Origin of the sequence: Nocardia lasii (assembly GCF_042658545.1) — a bacterium.
Lineage (GTDB): Bacteria > Actinomycetota > Actinomycetes > Mycobacteriales > Mycobacteriaceae > Nocardia > Nocardia lasii.
Window position 1 is genome coordinate 46,273 of record NZ_JBHSQN010000014.1, and the last position, 16,114, is coordinate 62,386.

A 16,114-nucleotide genomic window follows, 5' to 3' on the forward strand; every position below is an offset into this window, starting at 1 on the left:
GAGATGACCATGACGAATGTGCTGGTTGCCAATCGCGGCGAGATCGCGCGGCGGGTGTTCGCCACCTGCCGTCGGATGGGTATCGGGACCACGGCGGTCTACTCCGATGCCGACGCCGCGTCCCCGCACGTGGCCGAGGCCGACGCGGCCATCCGGCTGCCGGGCAACACCCCCGCCGAGACCTACCTGCGCGGTGAGCTGATCATCGAGGCGGCGCTGTCGGCCGGGGCCGACGCGATCCACCCCGGCTACGGATTCCTTTCCGAGAACGCCGAATTCGCGCGCGCGGTGCTCGACGCGGGTCTGGTGTGGATCGGGCCCCCGGTCGCCGCCATCGAGCAGATGGGCTCCAAGGTCGAGTCCAAGAAGATGATGGACGCCGCCGGAGTGCCCGTGCTGGCCGAGCTGGATCCGGCCGAGGTCACCGAGGCGCACCTGCCCGTGCTGATCAAGGCGTCGGCCGGTGGCGGTGGTCGCGGTATGCGGGTCGTGCGTGAGCTGGCCGAACTGCGGGATCAGATCGCCGCCGCCCAGCGCGAGGCCGAGTCGGCCTTCGGTGATCCGACGGTGTTCTGCGAGCGCTATCTCGAGACCGGCAGGCACATCGAGGTCCAGATCATGTCGGACACCTTCGGCAAGACCTGGGCGGTGGGCGAGCGGGAGTGCTCGATCCAGCGCCGGCATCAGAAGGTCGTCGAGGAAGCGCCCTCGCCGCTGGTCGAGAAGATCGACGCGCTGCGAGCTCAGGGGCCGGAGGCGGTAGCGGAGCGTGACCACGGAGGCCCCGTGCGCAGCGCCGGTGGGAGCAGCATGCGGGACCGGCTGTTCGAGGCGGCGCGTCTGGCCGCCGAGGCGATCGGTTACGAGGGTGCGGGCACGGTCGAGTTCCTGGCCGACGAGAAGGGTGACTTCTTCTTCCTGGAGATGAATACCCGTCTGCAAGTGGAACATCCGGTCACCGAGCAGACCACCGGCCTTGACCTGGTTCGCCTGCAATTGCAGGTCGCCGCCGGTCTGCCGCTGCCCGCGACCCAGCCCGCCCTGCGCGGTCACTCGATCGAGGTTCGCCTCTACGCCGAGGATCCCGCGCACGACTGGCAGCCGCAGAGCGGTCCGGTGCACAAGATCGAGATCCCGTTCACCGCAGCGGAATTCACGGTGCTCGACCAGACCGGCGTGCGTCTGGACACCGGCGTCGTGGACGGTTCGCTGGTCGGGGTGCACTACGACCCGATGCTGGCCAAGGTGATCTCCTACGCCGAAACCCGCGCGGAGGCAGCACATCTGCTCGCCACCGCCTTGCAGCGCGCCAAGATCCACGGCCTGGTCACCAACCGTGATCTGCTCGTGCGGGTCCTGCGGCACCCGGCCTTCCTCGCCGGTGACACCGACACGGCCTTCTTCGCCACGCACGACCTCGCGGTGCTCTCGGCGCCGCTGGCCACCGAGGCCGACGAGGCGCTGTCCATCGTCGCTGCGGCACTGGCGGATTCGGCCCTCAACCGCACCACCTCGCGCCTGGCCGGGCTGACCCCCAGCGGTTGGCGCAACCTGCCGTCGCAGCCGCAGACCAAGTCCTACGAGAGCCGCACCACCGGCACCCACGAGGTGCGCTACCGGTTCACCCGCACCGGTGTCGAGGTCGAGGGCCACGACGGGCTCGAGCTGATCTCGGTCGCGCCGGACCGCGTCGTGCTCGGAGTGCCGGGTGAACGTGGTTCGGTGCGACGGCAATTCGAGATCGCCCGCTACGGCGACCACATCGCGATCGACTCCCCGCTCGGCCCGGTGGCCGTGCGCAGGCTGCCGCGCTTCACCGACCCGTCCGCGCAGGTCGCGGCCGGCTCGCTGCTCGCGCCGATGCCGGGCAGCGTGATCCGCCTCGGCGCCGCCGAGGGCGACCAGGTCAGGCAGGGCCAGCCGATTCTGTGGCTCGAGGCGATGAAGATGGAACACACCATCGCCGCGCCCGCCACCGGCATTCTCAGCGCATTGAATGTGACCGTCGGCCAGCAGGTCGAGGTCGGAACCGTACTCGCGGTCGTCGAGGAACAAGAGCAGGAGCAGGAATGAGCTTCATCGAAACCGAAGAGCAGAAGGCGCTGCGCGCGGCGGTCGCCTCGCTGGCGGCCAAGTACAACTACCGCGACTACGTGCTGCCCAAGGCGCGCAAGAACGAGCCGCTCAGCGAGCTGTGGGCCGAAGCGGGCAAGCTCGGTTTCATCGGCGTGAACCTGCCCGAGGAGTACGGCGGCGGTGGCGCGGGCATGTACGAGCTCTCGCTGGTGCTAGAGGAACTCGCCGCCCAGGGCGCGGGCCTGCTGCTGATGGTCGTCTCGCCCGCGATCTGCGGCACGATCATCGCCAAGTACGGCACCGAGGACCAGAAGCAGGAATGGCTGCCCGGCCTGGCCGACGGCACCAAGATCATGGCCTTCGGCATCACCGAACCCGACGCCGGATCCAACTCCCACCAGATCACCACCACCGCGCGCCGTGACGGCGGCGACTGGATCCTGTCCGGGCGCAAGATCTTCATCTCCGGCGTCGACCAGGCCGACGCGGTGCTGATCGTGGCGCGCACCGAGGACAACAAGACCGGCAAGCTCAAGCCCGCCCTGTTCATCCTGCCGACCGACGCCCCCGGCTTCGAGAAGACGCCGCAGGAGATGGACATCCTCGAGCCGGACCGGCAGTACACGCTGTTCCTCGACGATGTGCGGCTGCCCGCGAGCGCGCTGGTCGGCTCGGAGGACGCGGCCCTCGCGCAGCTGTTCGCCGGCCTGAACCCCGAGCGGATCATGGGCGCGGCGATGGGCATCGGCGCGGGTCGCTACGCCATCGACCGGGCGGTCGAGTACGCCAAGGAACGCACCGTGTGGAAGACCCCCATCGGCGCGCACCAGGGCATCTCGCACCCGCTGGCCCAGGTCAAGATCGAGCTCGAGCTGGCCAAGCTGATGATGCAGAAGGCCGCCGCGCTCTACGACTCCGGCGACGAGTTCGGTGCCGCCGAGTCCGCGAACATGGCCAAGTACGCCGGCGCCGAAGCCTCGATCAAGGCACTGGACCAGTCGATCCAGACTCACGGCGGATCCGGTCTGACCGCCGAGGTCGGCCTGGCCGCGATGCTCGGCGTCGCGCGGATCATGCGGGTGGCTCCGGTCAGCCGCGAGATGATCCTCAACTTCGTCGCCCAGCATTCGCTCGGGCTGCCGAAGTCGTACTGAGCCGGTCCCACCACGTCAGGAGAAGCGATGAGCGAAGCCACCGAAGTCCCTTACGTTCGCTACGAGGTCGTCGACGGCTTCGCCACGCTCACCTTCGACTCGCCGCACAATCGAAACGCGCTGTCGGCCAAGCTGGTTCGTGAACTGCTCGCCGGATTCGCGGCCGCCGCCGACGATCCGGCGGTGCGCGGCATCGTGCTCGCCCACACCGGCGACACGTTCTGCGCGGGTGCCGACCTCAAGGAGGCGAGCACCCTGGATCCGGCGGTGGCCGCCGACGAGCGGACCCGGGTGATGATCGACGTGCTGCGCGGCATCCTCACCTCGCCCAAGCCGGTGCTCGCCCGGATCGACGGGAACGTGCGGGCCGGCGGGATGGGGATCATCGGCGCCTGCGACCTCGTGGTCGCCGGGCCGGGGGCCAGTTTCGCGCTCACCGAGGTGCGGATCGGGATGGCGCCGTTCATGATCTCGCTCACGCTGGTGCCGCGCATGGACCAGCGCGCGGCGAGTCGCTACTTCCTCACCGGGGAGAAGTTCGACGCGGCCACCGCGCAGGAGATCGGCCTGGTGACCGTGGCGGCCGCCGACGCCGCCGCGGAGGTGAAACGCCTGTGTGGGGAGCTGCGCAAGGGTTCGCCGCAGGGTTTGGCCGAGTCCAAGCGACTGGTCAACGCGACGCTGCTGGCCGAGTTCGACGCCCAGGCGCAGGTGCTGGCGAAGCGCTCGGCGGGCTTCTTCGGCACCCCCGAGGTGATCGAGGGCATGACGGCCTTTTTCCAGAAGCGCCCGCCCAGCTGGGCACAATAGCCCGATGGCGACACCCCACGAACCCAAGCAGGACCGCAGCCGGGCCACCCGGCAGCGGCTGCTGGAGGCGACCATCGACTGCCTGGCCGAGACCGGCTGGGCAGCCGCCACCGTCTCGGTGGTCGCCGAGCGGGCCGGGGTGTCGCGCGGGGCGGCCCAGCACCATTTCCCCACCCGCGAGGACCTGATCACCGCCGCGCTCGAGTACATGTTCGAGTTCAGGATGGACCAGGCCAAGGCCGAATCCGAAGCGGTCGCCGAGGTCGCGCAGGGGGTGGGCCATACCCGCGCGGTGGTGTCCGCGCTGGTCGAGTCCTACACGAGCCCGTTCTTCAAGGCGGCACTGCAGGTGTGGACCCACGCCGCCGCCGATCCCGTGCTGCGCGAACGCATCCTGCCGCTGGAAGCCCGCTTCGGTCGGACCTCGCACCGCCGCGCCGTCGAAGCGCTCGGCGTGGACGACTCCGACCCGGTGGCCCACCATCTGGTCCAGGCGACCCTCGATCTCGCGCGCGGACTCGGCCTGGCCGACGTCCTCACCGACGATTCCAGCCGCCGCAAACTGATCGTCGACCAGTGGGCCACCACCCTGCACTCGGCCCTGAATCTGGGCGACTGAACCCCTTGTGACCAGCCACGATCTGGGTATATAGTCGCCCCATGGGGGCATATATATCGAGGGATACCGGCATGACCAAGCGACTGATCGAGATCGACGACGAGCTACTCGAGTCCGCGCAGGACGCGCTCGGGACGACCGGCGTCTCCGATACGGTGCGCGCGGCGTTGAATTCGGCCGTCGTGGCCCGTGCGCGCGCTGCCGAAGTCGAGTGGCTGGCCGAGGGCGGGATGGCCGAGATGGCCGACAAGGAACGGCGCGATGACGTATGGCGATAACGGCGCGCTATCTCGTAGACACCAGCGCGGCGGCTCGGATGCGGCACCCAGGGGTCGTCGCTGAACTGGGTCCGCTGGTCAAGGCCGGTCTGGTCGCCACGTGCGCACCACTCGACGCCGAAGCGCTCTACAGTGCTCGCAATCCCACCGAGTACGAGCAGATCCGGTTCCGGCGACGGGCGGCGTACGAGTACCTACCCACCAATGACGAGCACTGGTCGAGCGCCTTCGCGATCCAGCGGGAGTTGGCCCGCACCGGCCGCTACCGAGCGGTCGGCATCCACGACCTGCTCGCCTCGGTCCTGGCGATCGAGCATCGCCTCGTCCTGTTCCACTACGACGCCGACTTCGAAACCGTCGCCTCGGTGGTCGATCTCAACCATCGCTGGGTCGCGCCACGGGGAACGCTCGAGACCTCCTGAGACCAGGAAGGTCGGAACCGAATCGCTCGGCCCGACCTTCCCGGGATCAGAACTACGCCGTCGGCTGGGTCAGGTCGTAGAGCGTCACCCCGTCGACGGTGGTGGCGGTGAAGTTCGCCGTCACCCAGGCGGTGATCGCCGAACTCGTCGAGGCACTGCCCCCACCGGGACCACCGTGTCCACCGGCGACGAAGTAGTGGATCTCGCCCTCGGCCACGTACCGCTGGAACTGTTCGAGACCGGGGGAGGGGTCGCTTCCGTTGAAGCCCCCGATCGGCATCACCGGCAATTCCGTCGCGAGCTGATACCCGGCAGCACTGTTTGACCCGACCGTCGCCGCGACCCACGTGTAGTTCGTCCCGTCCTGCTCGAGCAAGGCGACGACCTGATCACTCGGCCGCGATCCGCCGAGCAGCCCGCCGGGACCGCCTGCTCGCTCGCCACCGGCTCCCGCGCCGGGCGTAGACCCGTCTGCCGCCGCACCCGGTGCGGAACCGTCGGGCGCCACACCGCCCTGCCATCCACCGCGCGGAAATGCGGCCCCACCTCGGGTCCCGTCGGGTGGCGTTGACCCGGGCGCGGCGAACCCATCGGAACCGTCGGCTCCCGAACCCATCCGACCATCTCCGCCGGGCCGCATACCGGGCCCGTGCATCCCACCCGCGTTCGGTCCGGCCGACGGGATCGAACCGGAATGCGCGGAGGCGAGGGTATCGACGGAATAGGCGACTGGGCCCGCGAGACCGACGAACACGGCGGCGAGGGCGACGAGCACCGATTGCCTCCGGGCCAGCGGGAACAGCAGGGCCACAGTGGTGATCACGCCGACCACCAGGATCGCCCACCGCAACCACGGCAGGAAGGAAGCGCTGCGCGACAACAACATCCACGCGGTCGCGGTAGTCAGGCCGAGGGCGACGGCGGTCGCACCCCGCACCCACACCCGATCACGCGCCGCCCACATCCGCACGGCCCCGATCCCGACGAGCGCCGCGACGGCGGGCGCCAGGGCCACCGTGTAGTACTGGTGGAAGATCCCGGCCATGAAGCTGAACACCAGCCCGGTCACGAGAAGCCAACCGCCCCACAGGATCAGCGCGGCCCGCCGCCGATCGGTGCGTGGTGCGCGCCCGCGCAGCACGAGCCCCACCACCAGCGCGACCAACGCCGCCGGAATCAACCACGCGATCTGACCGCCCTGCGCGGGCTCGAACATCCGGGTGATCCCGGTGCTGCCCCACATCCCGTTCCCACCGGCGGGCAGTTCACCGCCCGGCCCCACACTGCCGCGCTCATTGCCGTTCAACCGCCCGAGCCCGTTGTAACCGAGGGTCAGTTCGATGATCGAATTCTCGTGCGACCCACCGATCCACGGTCGTGAGTCCGCGGGCCACAGCTCCACCGTCAGCAACCACCACCCCGCCGCGACCACCATCGCCGCGCCGGCCGCGCACAGCTGCGCCACCCGCTTACCCAGCTTCGGCGGCCCCGCGATCAGATACGTCAGCGCCAACGCGGGCACCACGAGCAATACCTGCAACTGCTTGGCCAGGAACCCTAAACCGATCAGCCCGCCGGTGAGCACCAGCCACCGCCACCGCCCGTCCGCGACGGCCCGCGTCATCGCCCACGCGGCCGCGACCATCAACAGCACCAGCAGCGCGTCGGGATTGTTGAACCGGAACATCAGCACCGCGACCGGCGTCACCGCGAGCACCGCGCCCGCGATCAACCCCGCCGCGGGCCCGAACGCCCGCCGCACGGTCGCCCACAGCAGCGCCACACTCGCCACCCCGAGCAGCACCTGCGGCACCAACATGCTCCAACTGCTGAGCCCGAACACCCGCACCGACAGCTCCATCACCCACAGCGACGCGGGCGGTTTGTCCACGGTGATCGAGTTGGCGGCATCGGACGACCCGAAGAAGAACGCCTCCCACGACCGCGACCCCGCCTGCACCGCCGCCGCATAGAAGTTGTTGGCCCACCCGTTGGCACTCAGATTGATCAGATAGGCCACCAGCGTTCCGAGCAGAAGCGCGACCAAAGCCGTTCGCTCCCAACGAGGTCGGCCCGACACGGAACCATCCACGGGGGACACCAGCGTCTCGGTCATCGCCGAACCTCCGAAACACCCTGGCGCGCACGAGTGCGTGAAGCACGAGCGCCGTCGCCGAACGGGCCGGTGTCAGAGGCGAAAGCCACAGCGCCACAGTCCATTCCCAGAGAGCCAGCGTCCGGTGCGGGATCGCCGGTACTCGGGCCGTTGGCAACCGGACCGCCCAAGGTGCCATCTGGTGCGGCGAAGGACCGGACAGCGAGCGGCACCGTCGCGTTGCCAGGACCAGCGCCGGACCCGAACACCCACCGCAACCCCACGAAACGCGCCAGCGTCGCAACAAGATTCGCGGCGATCAACACGGCCAGCTCCACCGCGACCGGCACGTCGGGAGCCCACCGGTGCAGGGCGAACAGTGACCCGCTGGTGATCGCCAACCCGAAGCCGAAGATGGCCAACCCCTGGAACTGGTGCGCCACCGCCTTGCCGCGCCCGCGCACACCGAAGGTGAACGCGCGGTTGGCGGCGGTATTGCCCACCGCGGTGATCAGCAGCGACACCAGGTTCGCGCCCTGGCTGCCGAGCAGCGGCTGGAGCAGCAGGTACAGGACGATATAGGCCAGCGTCGAGCTCACTCCGACGATCGCGAACCGCACCAGCTGCCCGACCATCCCGAGCGGCACCCCGACGACCAACGGTTCGCGCCCGACGGCGGCCCGCAATTCGTCCAGCGGGAGCGCCCCGGTGGCCAACGCCCTGGTCAACCGCCAGATCCCACGCAGATCCTTACGCGCGGTATCGACGATATCGACCCGACTGTCCTGATCGTCGATCCAGTCGACGGGCACCTCGTGAATCCGCAGCCCCGCCCGCTCGGCCAACACCAACAGCTCGGTGTCGAAGAACCACTCCCCGTCGCGCACCAGCGGCAGCAGCTCGCGCGCGACCTCGGTCCGCACCGCCTTGAACCCGCACTGCGCGTCCGAGAAGCGCGCGCGCAGTGTCGTTTTCAACAGCAGGTTGTAGCAGCGCGAGATGATCTCGCGCTTGGGCCCACGCACCACGCGCGCCGCCGCGTCGAGCCTGGTCCCGATCGCGAGGTCGGAATGCCCCGACACCAGCGGCGCGACCAACGGCAGCAGCGCGTCCAGATCCGTCGACAGGTCGACATCCATATACGCCACCACCGCCGCGTCCGACCCCGCCCACGCCGCCCGCAGGGCCAGCCCCCGCCCCTTGGCGTCCAGGTGCAAGACCCGCACGCCGTCGAGTTCGGCGGCCAGCAGTTCGGCCACGGCCAGGGTGGCGTCGGTGCTGGCGTTGTCGGCGATGGTGATGCGGGCCGGGAACGGGAATCCGGCGCGCAGATAGGTATGCAGCCTGCGCACGCAGAGGCCGAGATCGACCTCTTCGTTGTAGACGGGGATCACCACGTCCAGCACCGGCGCGCGGCTGCTCGGGGTGGCCTTCGGCTCGGCCTCGGTCTGAGTCATGGCACCCACCCTCGACGGCGGCGCTGCCACCGAGCTGGGACCGAGCTGGGAGGTTGCTGGGGATCGCTCAGCCGCGACGCAGGCGCAGCACGCTGTCGGCCCGCTCGCCGGGCACGCCCTCCGGGCTGGTCGAGGGGGTGTGGACGAGCTCGGCCGTCTCGACCTGCCACTGCGGGCCCAGCGCCAGCTGCGCGAGCACCTGCTCGATGGTCGGGAAGACGTGGGCGTGCATCGCGTGCGAAGCCCAACTCGGCGCGGCCGCGTGCGAGCCGACCACCAGCACCCCGCCCGGCGCGACGGCCGCCGCCGCGCTGCGCAGGATCGCGGCCCGCTCATCGGGCAGCTCCACCGGCGAGTGCAGGAACTGCGCCGACACCAGGTCGAAACTGCCCGCCGGGAAGCTCGCCTGGAGGTCGTGGCGTTCCCAGACGATGCTCACCCCGGCCTCGGCGGCCCGCTGTGCCCCGCGCTCCATCGCGGTCGCGGAGATGTCGACCGCGGTGACCCGCCAGCCGCGCTCGGCCAACCAGATCGCGTCCGCGCCCTCGCCGCAGCCGAGGTCGAGCGCCGTGCCCGGCGCCGACCCGGACACCTCGCGCACCAGCAGCGGATTCGGGTTGCCGGTCCAGATCTGCGGACGCTCGCGGTAGAAGTCTTCCCAGAACTCTTCGGCGTTCGCCACGGTGTCGGTCATCGATACTCCTGGTCAGTGCGGGTGGAAGGGATATCCGATAGTGCATCGACCCCGTCGAAGACCGCCAGGAAAATTGCCGATTCGGCAAATGTGTTCCCGCTCTCGCAGGGGAACGTAACCCTGGTTGCGGTTCGCCCTAGTATTACTGGCGTGACGCGCGGTTACCCTCGAACGGATGAGACGCCGCGTCGTCGTGTGGACGCCCGCACCGAACGCTGGCGCGAACATCGCGTGCAGGTCCGAATCCAGTTCGTCGACGCCGCCTTCCGCGCCCTCGACCGATTCGGTCCCGAGGTGAGCATGGGCGATATCGCCAAGGAAGCCGGCGCCGCGAAACCGAAGCTGTATCGCCATTTCGAGGACAAGACCGATCTCTACAACGCGATCGTCGACCGGGTGCGCGACATGGTCTGGGAGCGCGTGCTCACCGGCGTGAACCTCACCGACGACTCGATCGCCGAACTCGTCCACACCGCCGCCGCCGAATACGTGGCGCTGGTCTCGGAGCATCCGAACGTCTTCCGGTTCATGCTGCACAGCCACTTCAGCCAGCAGGCCAAGGAAACCGAACGCGCCCTGGTCGCCGCGCGCCAATCCGCCCGGCGCGCGGCCGAATTCGTCGCGGGTGTGCTGCCGACGGAATCGGTCGACGTCACCGGGATCGAACTGGTGAACTATTCGATCTTCGGTGCGGTCGCCTCGGCCACGGACTGGTGGCTCGGCGCGAATCAGCGCGCGGTGTCGGCGATGCCGGTCGAGCGCTTCGTCGATTACCTCGCCGAGAGCATCTCGGCCTTGGCCCAAGCCCACGCCCGCTTCAACGGCATCGAGATCGACCCCGCGAAACCCCTCAGCGAAGCGTTCTCCGCCGCCCCGTGATTCGCGGCGGGGTGGCATATTCGTGCACTCGACCGCACGCCGAGCCATTTTTTGCCCCGCAGTGCGGAGAACTGCACGAAAATGCTACGCCGGTGGCGGTGGCCGGCGAGTCGGTCGGTCAGCCCGTGACCGGTGTGGACGCCGGCGAGGTGTGGAGTCGCCAGAGGGGCGAAACCGGCCCGTGACCTGCGCCGAGGTCGTAGGACGCGGCCAGGCAGCGGTAGGTCCACTCCTTGGCGAACTCCACCGCGTCGGGCACCGAGTAACCGTTGGCGAGGGCGCTGGCGATGGCCGCGGCGAGGGTGTCGCCGCCGCCGTGGTCGTTGCCGGTGGCGATGCGCGGGGCGGTGTATTCGCGGAAGGTGTCGCCGTCGTAGAGCAGGTCGGTGCTCACCTCCGAGGTGCGCAGGTGGCCGCCCTTCACGATCGCCCACTGCGCGCCGAGGGCGTGCAGCGCCTCGGCGGCTTTGCGGGCGGTGGGGTCGTCGACGACCTCGATGCCGGTGATCAGGCGGACCTCGTCGAGGTTGGGGGTGACCACCGTGGCCAGCGGAATCAGGGTGGTGCGCACGGCTTCCAGCGCTTCGGCGTGCAGCAGCGGATCGCCGTGCATGGACGCCGCGACGGGGTCGACCACCAGCGGGATGGTGCCGTCGCGGCCGATGCCGAGTTCACGGCAGACCCCGGCGACGGCTTCGATGATCGCGGTCGAGGCCAGCATGCCGGTCTTGGCGGCGCCGATGCCGATATCGCGCACCACCACGCGCACCTGATCGGCCACCACCTGCGGCGGGATCTCGTGAAAACCGCTGACGCCCACCGTGTTCTGCACGGTCACCGCGGCCACCGCCACGCACGCGTGCACCCCGCACAGCGCCATCGTGCGCGAATCGGCCTGGATACCGGCGCCGCCGCCGGAGTCGGTGCCGGCGATGGTGAGCGCGCGAACGGGGGTCTGGCCGGCGGGGGTCAGGGGCAACATCTTCACGGCCCCAACCCTACGACCGGCGTGGCCGCGGGGAGACCCCACCCGTACTGATGTAAATGAAAACCATTATCATTAAATGGTGACCCACTCTCCGACACCGCTGCCCGTCACCGTCCTGTCCGGTTTCCTCGGCGCGGGCAAGACCACGCTGCTCAACCACATCCTCGCCAACCGTGACGGCCGCCGCGTGGCGGTGATCGTCAACGACATGAGCGAGATCAATATCGACGCGGCGCTGGTCGCGGGGCAGGGCCACCTCGATCGCACCGAGGAGAAACTGGTCGAACTCACCAACGGCTGCATCTGCTGCACCCTGCGCGAGGACCTGATCGAGGCCGTGGCCCGGCTGGCGCGCGAGGGCCGCTTCGACCAGCTGGTGATCGAGTCGACCGGCATCTCCGAACCCATGCCGGTGGCGGCCACCTTCGACTGGGAGTTCGAGGACGGCTTCCGCCTCGGCGACATCGCCCGGCTCGACACCATGGTCACCGTCGTCGACGCCGCCACCTTCCTGGCCGAACTCGTCCGCGGCGAGGCGTTGGCCGCGCGGAATCTCGAAGCGGGCGAGGGCGATTCGCGCTCGATCGCCGATCTGCTGGTCGACCAGGTCGAATTCGCCGACGTGCTGCTGATCAACAAGGCCGACCTGGTCAGCCCCAACGCCGCCGCCACCGTCGAGGCGACCGTGCGCAGGCTCAACCCGCGCGCGCACGTACTGCGCACCGAGAAGGGCGTCGTCGAGCTGTCGGAGGTGCTGGCCACCGGCCGCTACAACCCGGTGGTGGCCGCCGAGACCGACGGCTGGGCCGAGGAGGCGGCGGGCGGACACACCCCCGAAACCGAGGAGTACGGGATCAGCAGCCTCAGCTACCTCGCCGACCGCCCCTTCCATCCCCACCGCCTGTCCGAGGCGCTCGCGCGGATGAAGGGGATGCTGCGCAGCAAGGGCTTCTGCTGGATCGCCAGCCGCCCTGACCTGGCGGCGATCTGGTCGCAGGCGGGTCCGAACATGACCTTCGAACCCGGCGCGTGGTGGTCCGAACTCGACCTCGCCCCCGGTCAGGAGCTGGTCTTCATCGGCGTTCGCCTCGACGCGCCCGCCCTGCGTCGCGACCTCGACGCCGCCCTGCTCACCCCCGCGGAGTTCGCGGCGGGCCCGACCGCGTGGAGCGCCTACCCCGATCCCTTCCCCGCCTGGGGCGAACTGCACGAGCATCACTGATTGGTATCGATGTGCACGTATCACACTGTGCTGGTGCATGATTCGAGGTGGCCGCGACCCACGCGCCGATGAGGGGAGCGTGGGCCGCGGCGCGGGGTGGCAGACTCGGTGTTCTCACCCCGACCACTCTTCGGAGGCGCGTAGTGAACTGGACCCTGGAAGTCGTGATTGTTCCGGTCGCCGACATCGATCGGGCCAAAGATTTCTACGCCGACCAACTCGGCTTCGTCGTCGACCACGACACGGTCGTCGGCGAGGAAGTCCGTATCGTGCAACTGACCCCGCCCGGCTCCGGCTGTTCCATCGTGATCGGCAAGGGCGCGGTGCCGCACATGCCGCCGGGGTCGCTCAAGGGTTTGCAACTGGTCGTGCCCGATATCGCGGCGGCGCACGCCGAACTGGTGGCGCGCGGCGTCGCGGTCAGCGATATCCAGGAACTCGGCGTGAATCCGACGCCCACCCCGCATCCGCTCGACAACGTCGGGTTCGTGTTCTTCGACGATCCCGACGGCAACAGCTGGGCTGTCCAGCAGATCTCGAGTCGAGCCGAGAAATCCTCGAGCTGATTTCAACCCTGTCGGGGCGGGCGCTCGGGCGGGCACCATGCGTGAATGCTGTTGGAGAAGCCCACCGGAACCGACGAGCGACGGGTCCCGCTGTACCGCCGCCCGGGGTTCCTGCGCGCGCTCTCGCCGATCGTGGTGCTGCTCGTCTGGCAGATCGGCAGCACCAGCGGCTGGATCCCGGCCAAGAAACTGCCCGCGCCCTCGGCGGTGTTCGACGCGGGGCTGGAAACCTATCGCTCGGGTCAGCTCGGCGACGCCCTGCTGGTGTCCGGACAGCGTGCGCTCTACGGCTTCGCCCTCGGCGCGATCCTGGCGCTGGTGCTCGGCATCCTCGCCGGGCTGAGCAAGGTCGGTGAGTACGCGGTCGACCCGCCGTTGCAGATGATCCGCACGATCCCGCTGTTCGGTCTGATCCCGCTGTTCATCATCTGGTTCGGCATCGGCGAGGAACCCAAGGTCTACCTGATCGCGCTCGGCGTGTTCTTCCCGCTGTATCTCAATACCTTCGCCGGCATCCGCCAGCTCGACCCCAAGCTGCTCGAGCTGGGCAGTGCGCTGCGGCTCGGGCTGGGCGAGCGGCTGCGGCTGCTGATCCTGCCCGGCGCGCTGCCGCAGATCCTGGTCGGCGTGCGGCAGAGTCTGGGCATCGCGTGGCTCTCGCTGGTGGTCGCCGAGCAGATCAACGCCAACGCCGGGCTCGGCTTCGTCGTCAACAACGCCCGCGAATTCCTGCGCACCGACATCGTGGTGTTCGGTCTGGTGATCTACAGCCTGCTCGGTCTGCTCACCGATTCGATCGTGCGAATTCTGGAACGCCGCGCCCTGCGCTGGCGCCCGGCGGTGAATCGCTGATGTACCCACCGCGCCACCGCCCGATCGCGAGGACCACGTCATGACCGCCGCCGCTTCCGCCTCCACCGTCACCCCCCTGCCCCGGAAGAAGCCCACCGGCGCCCCCGCCGCGCGAATCAGCGGGCTGGCCAAGCGTTTCGGTGATCGCACCGTGCTCGACGGGATCGATCTCGAGATCGGCGCGGGCGAGATCGTCGCGCTGGTCGGGCGCAGCGGCTCGGGCAAATCGACCCTGCTGCGCATCCTCGGCGACCTCGATTCCGCCTCGCGCGGTGAGGTTTCCGTCGCGGGCAGGCCGACGATCGTGTTCCAGGAGGCGCGGCTGATCCCGTGGCAGCCGGTGGTGCGCAATGTCGTGCTCGGCAGGCCAAAGCCGCGCAATCGTCGCGCCGACGACAAGGCCGCGCGCGCCCTGCTCGCCGAGGTCGGCCTCGCCGGTCGCGCCGACGCGTGGCCGCTGACCCTGTCCGGCGGCGAGGCGCAGCGCGCGGCACTGGCGCGGGCCCTGGTGGCCGAGCCGACCCTGCTGCTGCTCGACGAACCCTTCGGCGCCCTCGACGCGCTCACCCGCCTGACCATGCACGAACTGCTGCTGGGCCTGCACGCCCAGCGCGAATTCGGGGTGCTGCTGGTGACCCACGACGTGCTCGAGGCGATCACGCTCGCCGACCGCGTCCTGGTGCTCGACGAGGGCCGGATCGCCGCCGAGGTGGCCATCGAGCTACCCCGCCCACGCACCGCCGCCGCACCGGAGGTCGCGCGGTACGCGACCGAGCTACTCGCTCACCTCGGCGTCACCCACTGATGATCGACAACCCTTCCGCACGAAAGTTGTTCCCGTGAAACGCACTCCGAAGTCCCGCCTGGCCGGACTCGCCCTCGCCGTCGTCGCCGCGCTCTCGCTCAGCGCCTGCGGTGACGACGCGGCCACCGACGCCGCCCCGTCGGGTCCGGTGGATCTGAGCACCGTCACGCTGAAAGTCGGTGACCAGAAAGCCATTTCGATCGAGGTGCTGCTCAAGGCGTCGGGTCAGCTGGACAACCTGCCGTACAAGATCGAGTTCTCCACCTTCACCGCGGGCCCGCCGCTGGTCGAGGCGGCCAGCGCGGGCGGTATCGACCTCGCGCAGGTCGGCAATACCCCGGTGATCTTCGGCGCGGCCGCCAACGCCGACATCAAGATCGTCGGCGCGCTCTCGGCCACCGGCAAGGGCGACGCCATCCTGGTCGGCAAGGACTCCACCGTCGGTTCGGTCGCGGATCTGAAGGGCAAGAAGGTCGCCGTCACCAAGGGCAGCTCGGCCAACGCGAACCTGCTGCTGCAACTGAAGAAGGCGGGCCTGTCGCTGACCGATGTGGAGCCGGTCTACCTGGCCCCCGCCGACGGCTACGCCTCGCTGACCCGCGGCGACGTCGACGCCTGGGCCGTGTGGGACCCCTACACCGCCATCGCCGAGAAGGAGGTCGGCGCCAAGACCATCGCCACCGCCGACCAGGCCGCCAACGGCTACAACTTCTGGGTCGCGGGCAACAAGGCCGTGGCCGACCCGGCCAAGTCCGCCGCGATCGCCGACTTCTTCCAGCGCTACGCCACCGCCACCAAGTGGTCCTCGGACAACCTCGACACCTGGTCCACCAAGTACGCCGAACTGACCCAGATCAGCGTCGACGCCTCGCGCACCACCTGGACCCGCTCGATCAAGGAGCCGATCACGCTCTCCGACGAGGTCATCGCCTCCGAGCAGGAGATCGCCGACGCCTTCACCGACGCCAAGGCCATCCCCGGCAAGGTCGACTTCAAGTCCTTCGTCGACACCCGCTTCGACAAGTAGTCCTCACCCGCGCGGCGCCCTCGATCCAGTCGGATCGGGGGCGCCGTTCGCGCGTCACCGATCGGCTCGCGGGCATCGCGGCCGCGCCGCGAACACCCGAGCGCTGTTCGCGGGCGAACCGTTGTCGAGCGGCTAGGTTGAGCAGCGGATCGAGTGCTGCGGATCCGGAT

15 protein-coding genes and 1 pseudogene are annotated in these 16,114 nt (G+C 69.4%); 12 read left to right on the plus strand and 4 right to left on the minus strand.

Features of this window, described 5'->3' with window-relative positions; translation table 11 throughout:
- The first annotated feature begins 3 nt into the window (after positions 1 to 3).
- The 6 genes from ACFP3H_RS20750 (at position 4) to ACFP3H_RS20775 (ending at position 5,359) form a co-directional block, all read left to right on the plus strand.
- Positions 4 to 2,073, plus strand: coding sequence for an acetyl/propionyl/methylcrotonyl-CoA carboxylase subunit alpha (locus tag ACFP3H_RS20750; protein WP_378608510.1), 2,070 nt, complete (start codon positions 4 to 6; stop codon positions 2,071 to 2,073).
- Positions 2,070 to 3,230 carry an acyl-CoA dehydrogenase family protein gene (locus ACFP3H_RS20755; RefSeq protein ID WP_378608511.1) on the plus strand — a complete coding sequence of 387 codons (1,161 nt, stop codon included), beginning with the start codon at positions 2,070 to 2,072 and terminating at the stop codon, positions 3,228 to 3,230. Before ACFP3H_RS20750 ends, ACFP3H_RS20755 begins: the two co-directional genes overlap by 4 nt.
- A 27-nt stretch (positions 3,231 to 3,257) precedes the next feature.
- Complete coding sequence (locus tag ACFP3H_RS20760) at positions 3,258 to 4,040, plus strand: enoyl-CoA hydratase family protein (RefSeq protein WP_378608513.1); 783 nt, start codon at positions 3,258 to 3,260, stop codon at positions 4,038 to 4,040.
- Positions 4,041 to 4,044: 4 nt separating this feature from the next.
- Positions 4,045 to 4,659: a TetR/AcrR family transcriptional regulator gene (locus ACFP3H_RS20765; RefSeq protein ID WP_378608514.1), complete on the plus strand. Its 615-nt coding sequence runs from the start codon at positions 4,045 to 4,047 to the stop codon at positions 4,657 to 4,659.
- Positions 4,660 to 4,730: 71 nt separating this feature from the next.
- Positions 4,731 to 4,937 carry a DUF2191 domain-containing protein gene (locus ACFP3H_RS20770; RefSeq protein ID WP_378608516.1) on the plus strand — a complete coding sequence of 69 codons (207 nt, stop codon included), beginning with the start codon at positions 4,731 to 4,733 and terminating at the stop codon, positions 4,935 to 4,937.
- Positions 4,928 to 5,359, plus strand: a complete 432-nt coding sequence (locus ACFP3H_RS20775; RefSeq protein ID WP_378608517.1) for a PIN domain-containing protein — start codon at positions 4,928 to 4,930, stop codon at positions 5,357 to 5,359. Before ACFP3H_RS20770 ends, ACFP3H_RS20775 begins: the two co-directional genes overlap by 10 nt.
- Positions 5,360 to 5,411: 52 nt before the next feature.
- Here the strand turns inward: ACFP3H_RS20775 and ACFP3H_RS20780 are convergent, their stop codons facing one another.
- The 3 genes and pseudogenes from ACFP3H_RS20780 to ACFP3H_RS20790 all read right to left on the minus strand — a co-directional run bounded on the left by ACFP3H_RS20780 (position 5,412) and on the right by ACFP3H_RS20790 (position 9,605).
- Positions 5,412 to 7,475 carry a glycosyltransferase family 39 protein gene (locus tag ACFP3H_RS20780; RefSeq protein WP_378608519.1) on the minus strand — a complete coding sequence of 688 codons (2,064 nt, stop codon included), beginning with the start codon at positions 7,473 to 7,475 and terminating at the stop codon, positions 5,412 to 5,414.
- Between the two features lie 236 nt (positions 7,476 to 7,711).
- A pseudogene (locus ACFP3H_RS20785) lies at positions 7,712 to 8,911 on the minus strand (bifunctional glycosyltransferase family 2/GtrA family protein); the annotation flags it as partial.
- Positions 8,912 to 8,978: 67 nt separating this feature from the next.
- Complete coding sequence (locus ACFP3H_RS20790; protein WP_378608520.1) at positions 8,979 to 9,605, minus strand: class I SAM-dependent methyltransferase; 627 nt, start codon at positions 9,603 to 9,605, stop codon at positions 8,979 to 8,981.
- A 150-nt stretch (positions 9,606 to 9,755) separates the two neighbouring features.
- Here ACFP3H_RS20790 and ACFP3H_RS20795 point away from each other — a divergent pair, with 150 nt between their 5' ends.
- Complete coding sequence (locus ACFP3H_RS20795; protein ID WP_378608522.1) at positions 9,756 to 10,484, plus strand: TetR/AcrR family transcriptional regulator; 729 nt, start codon at positions 9,756 to 9,758, stop codon at positions 10,482 to 10,484.
- Between the two features lie 118 nt (positions 10,485 to 10,602).
- On the opposite strand, the gene thiD is transcribed toward ACFP3H_RS20795, so the two are convergent.
- Positions 10,603 to 11,472 carry a bifunctional hydroxymethylpyrimidine kinase/phosphomethylpyrimidine kinase gene (thiD, locus tag ACFP3H_RS20800; RefSeq protein ID WP_378608523.1) on the minus strand — a complete coding sequence of 290 codons (870 nt, stop codon included), beginning with the start codon at positions 11,470 to 11,472 and terminating at the stop codon, positions 10,603 to 10,605.
- Positions 11,473 to 11,548: 76 nt separating this feature from the next.
- Here thiD and ACFP3H_RS20805 point away from each other — a divergent pair, with 76 nt between their 5' ends.
- The 5 genes from ACFP3H_RS20805 (at position 11,549) to ACFP3H_RS20825 (ending at position 15,944) form a co-directional block, all read left to right on the plus strand.
- On the plus strand, positions 11,549 to 12,694 hold the full coding sequence (locus ACFP3H_RS20805) for a GTP-binding protein (protein WP_378608525.1): 1,146 nt from the start codon (positions 11,549 to 11,551) through the stop codon (positions 12,692 to 12,694).
- Positions 12,695 to 12,837: 143 nt separating this feature from the next.
- Positions 12,838 to 13,260 (plus strand): VOC family protein, encoded by a 423-nt coding sequence (locus ACFP3H_RS20810; protein WP_378608526.1) that lies wholly within the window; start codon positions 12,838 to 12,840, stop codon positions 13,258 to 13,260.
- Between the two features lie 45 nt (positions 13,261 to 13,305).
- The gene (locus tag ACFP3H_RS20815) at positions 13,306 to 14,112 is read left to right on the plus strand and encodes an ABC transporter permease (protein WP_378608528.1); all 807 of its coding nucleotides are present in this window, start codon (positions 13,306 to 13,308) and stop codon (positions 14,110 to 14,112) included.
- 40 nt (positions 14,113 to 14,152) lie between these two features.
- Positions 14,153 to 14,917, plus strand: a complete 765-nt coding sequence (locus ACFP3H_RS20820) for an ABC transporter ATP-binding protein (RefSeq protein WP_378608529.1) — start codon at positions 14,153 to 14,155, stop codon at positions 14,915 to 14,917.
- 34 nt (positions 14,918 to 14,951) lie between these two features.
- On the plus strand, positions 14,952 to 15,944 hold the full coding sequence (locus tag ACFP3H_RS20825) for an ABC transporter substrate-binding protein (protein WP_378608530.1): 993 nt from the start codon (positions 14,952 to 14,954) through the stop codon (positions 15,942 to 15,944).
- The last annotated feature ends 170 nt before the right edge of the window (positions 15,945 to 16,114 follow it).

Coding starts and splice junctions, on each gene's coding strand:
- ACFP3H_RS20750 (WP_378608510.1), top strand. CDS start 4: ATGACCATGACGAATGTGCTGGTTGCCAATCGCGGCGAGATCGCGCGG.
- ACFP3H_RS20755 (WP_378608511.1), top strand. CDS start 2,070: ATGAGCTTCATCGAAACCGAAGAGCAGAAGGCGCTGCGCGCGGCGGTC.
- ACFP3H_RS20760 (WP_378608513.1), top strand. CDS start 3,258: ATGAGCGAAGCCACCGAAGTCCCTTACGTTCGCTACGAGGTCGTCGAC.
- ACFP3H_RS20765 (WP_378608514.1), top strand. CDS start 4,045: ATGGCGACACCCCACGAACCCAAGCAGGACCGCAGCCGGGCCACCCGG.
- ACFP3H_RS20770 (WP_378608516.1), top strand. CDS start 4,731: ATGACCAAGCGACTGATCGAGATCGACGACGAGCTACTCGAGTCCGCG.
- ACFP3H_RS20775 (WP_378608517.1), top strand. CDS start 4,928: ATGGCGATAACGGCGCGCTATCTCGTAGACACCAGCGCGGCGGCTCGG.
- ACFP3H_RS20780 (WP_378608519.1), bottom strand. CDS start 7,475: ATGACCGAGACGCTGGTGTCCCCCGTGGATGGTTCCGTGTCGGGCCGA.
- ACFP3H_RS20790 (WP_378608520.1), bottom strand. CDS start 9,605: ATGACCGACACCGTGGCGAACGCCGAAGAGTTCTGGGAAGACTTCTAC.
- ACFP3H_RS20805 (WP_378608525.1), top strand. CDS start 11,549: ATGGTGACCCACTCTCCGACACCGCTGCCCGTCACCGTCCTGTCCGGT.
- ACFP3H_RS20815 (WP_378608528.1), top strand. CDS start 13,306: ATGCTGTTGGAGAAGCCCACCGGAACCGACGAGCGACGGGTCCCGCTG.
- ACFP3H_RS20820 (WP_378608529.1), top strand. CDS start 14,153: ATGACCGCCGCCGCTTCCGCCTCCACCGTCACCCCCCTGCCCCGGAAG.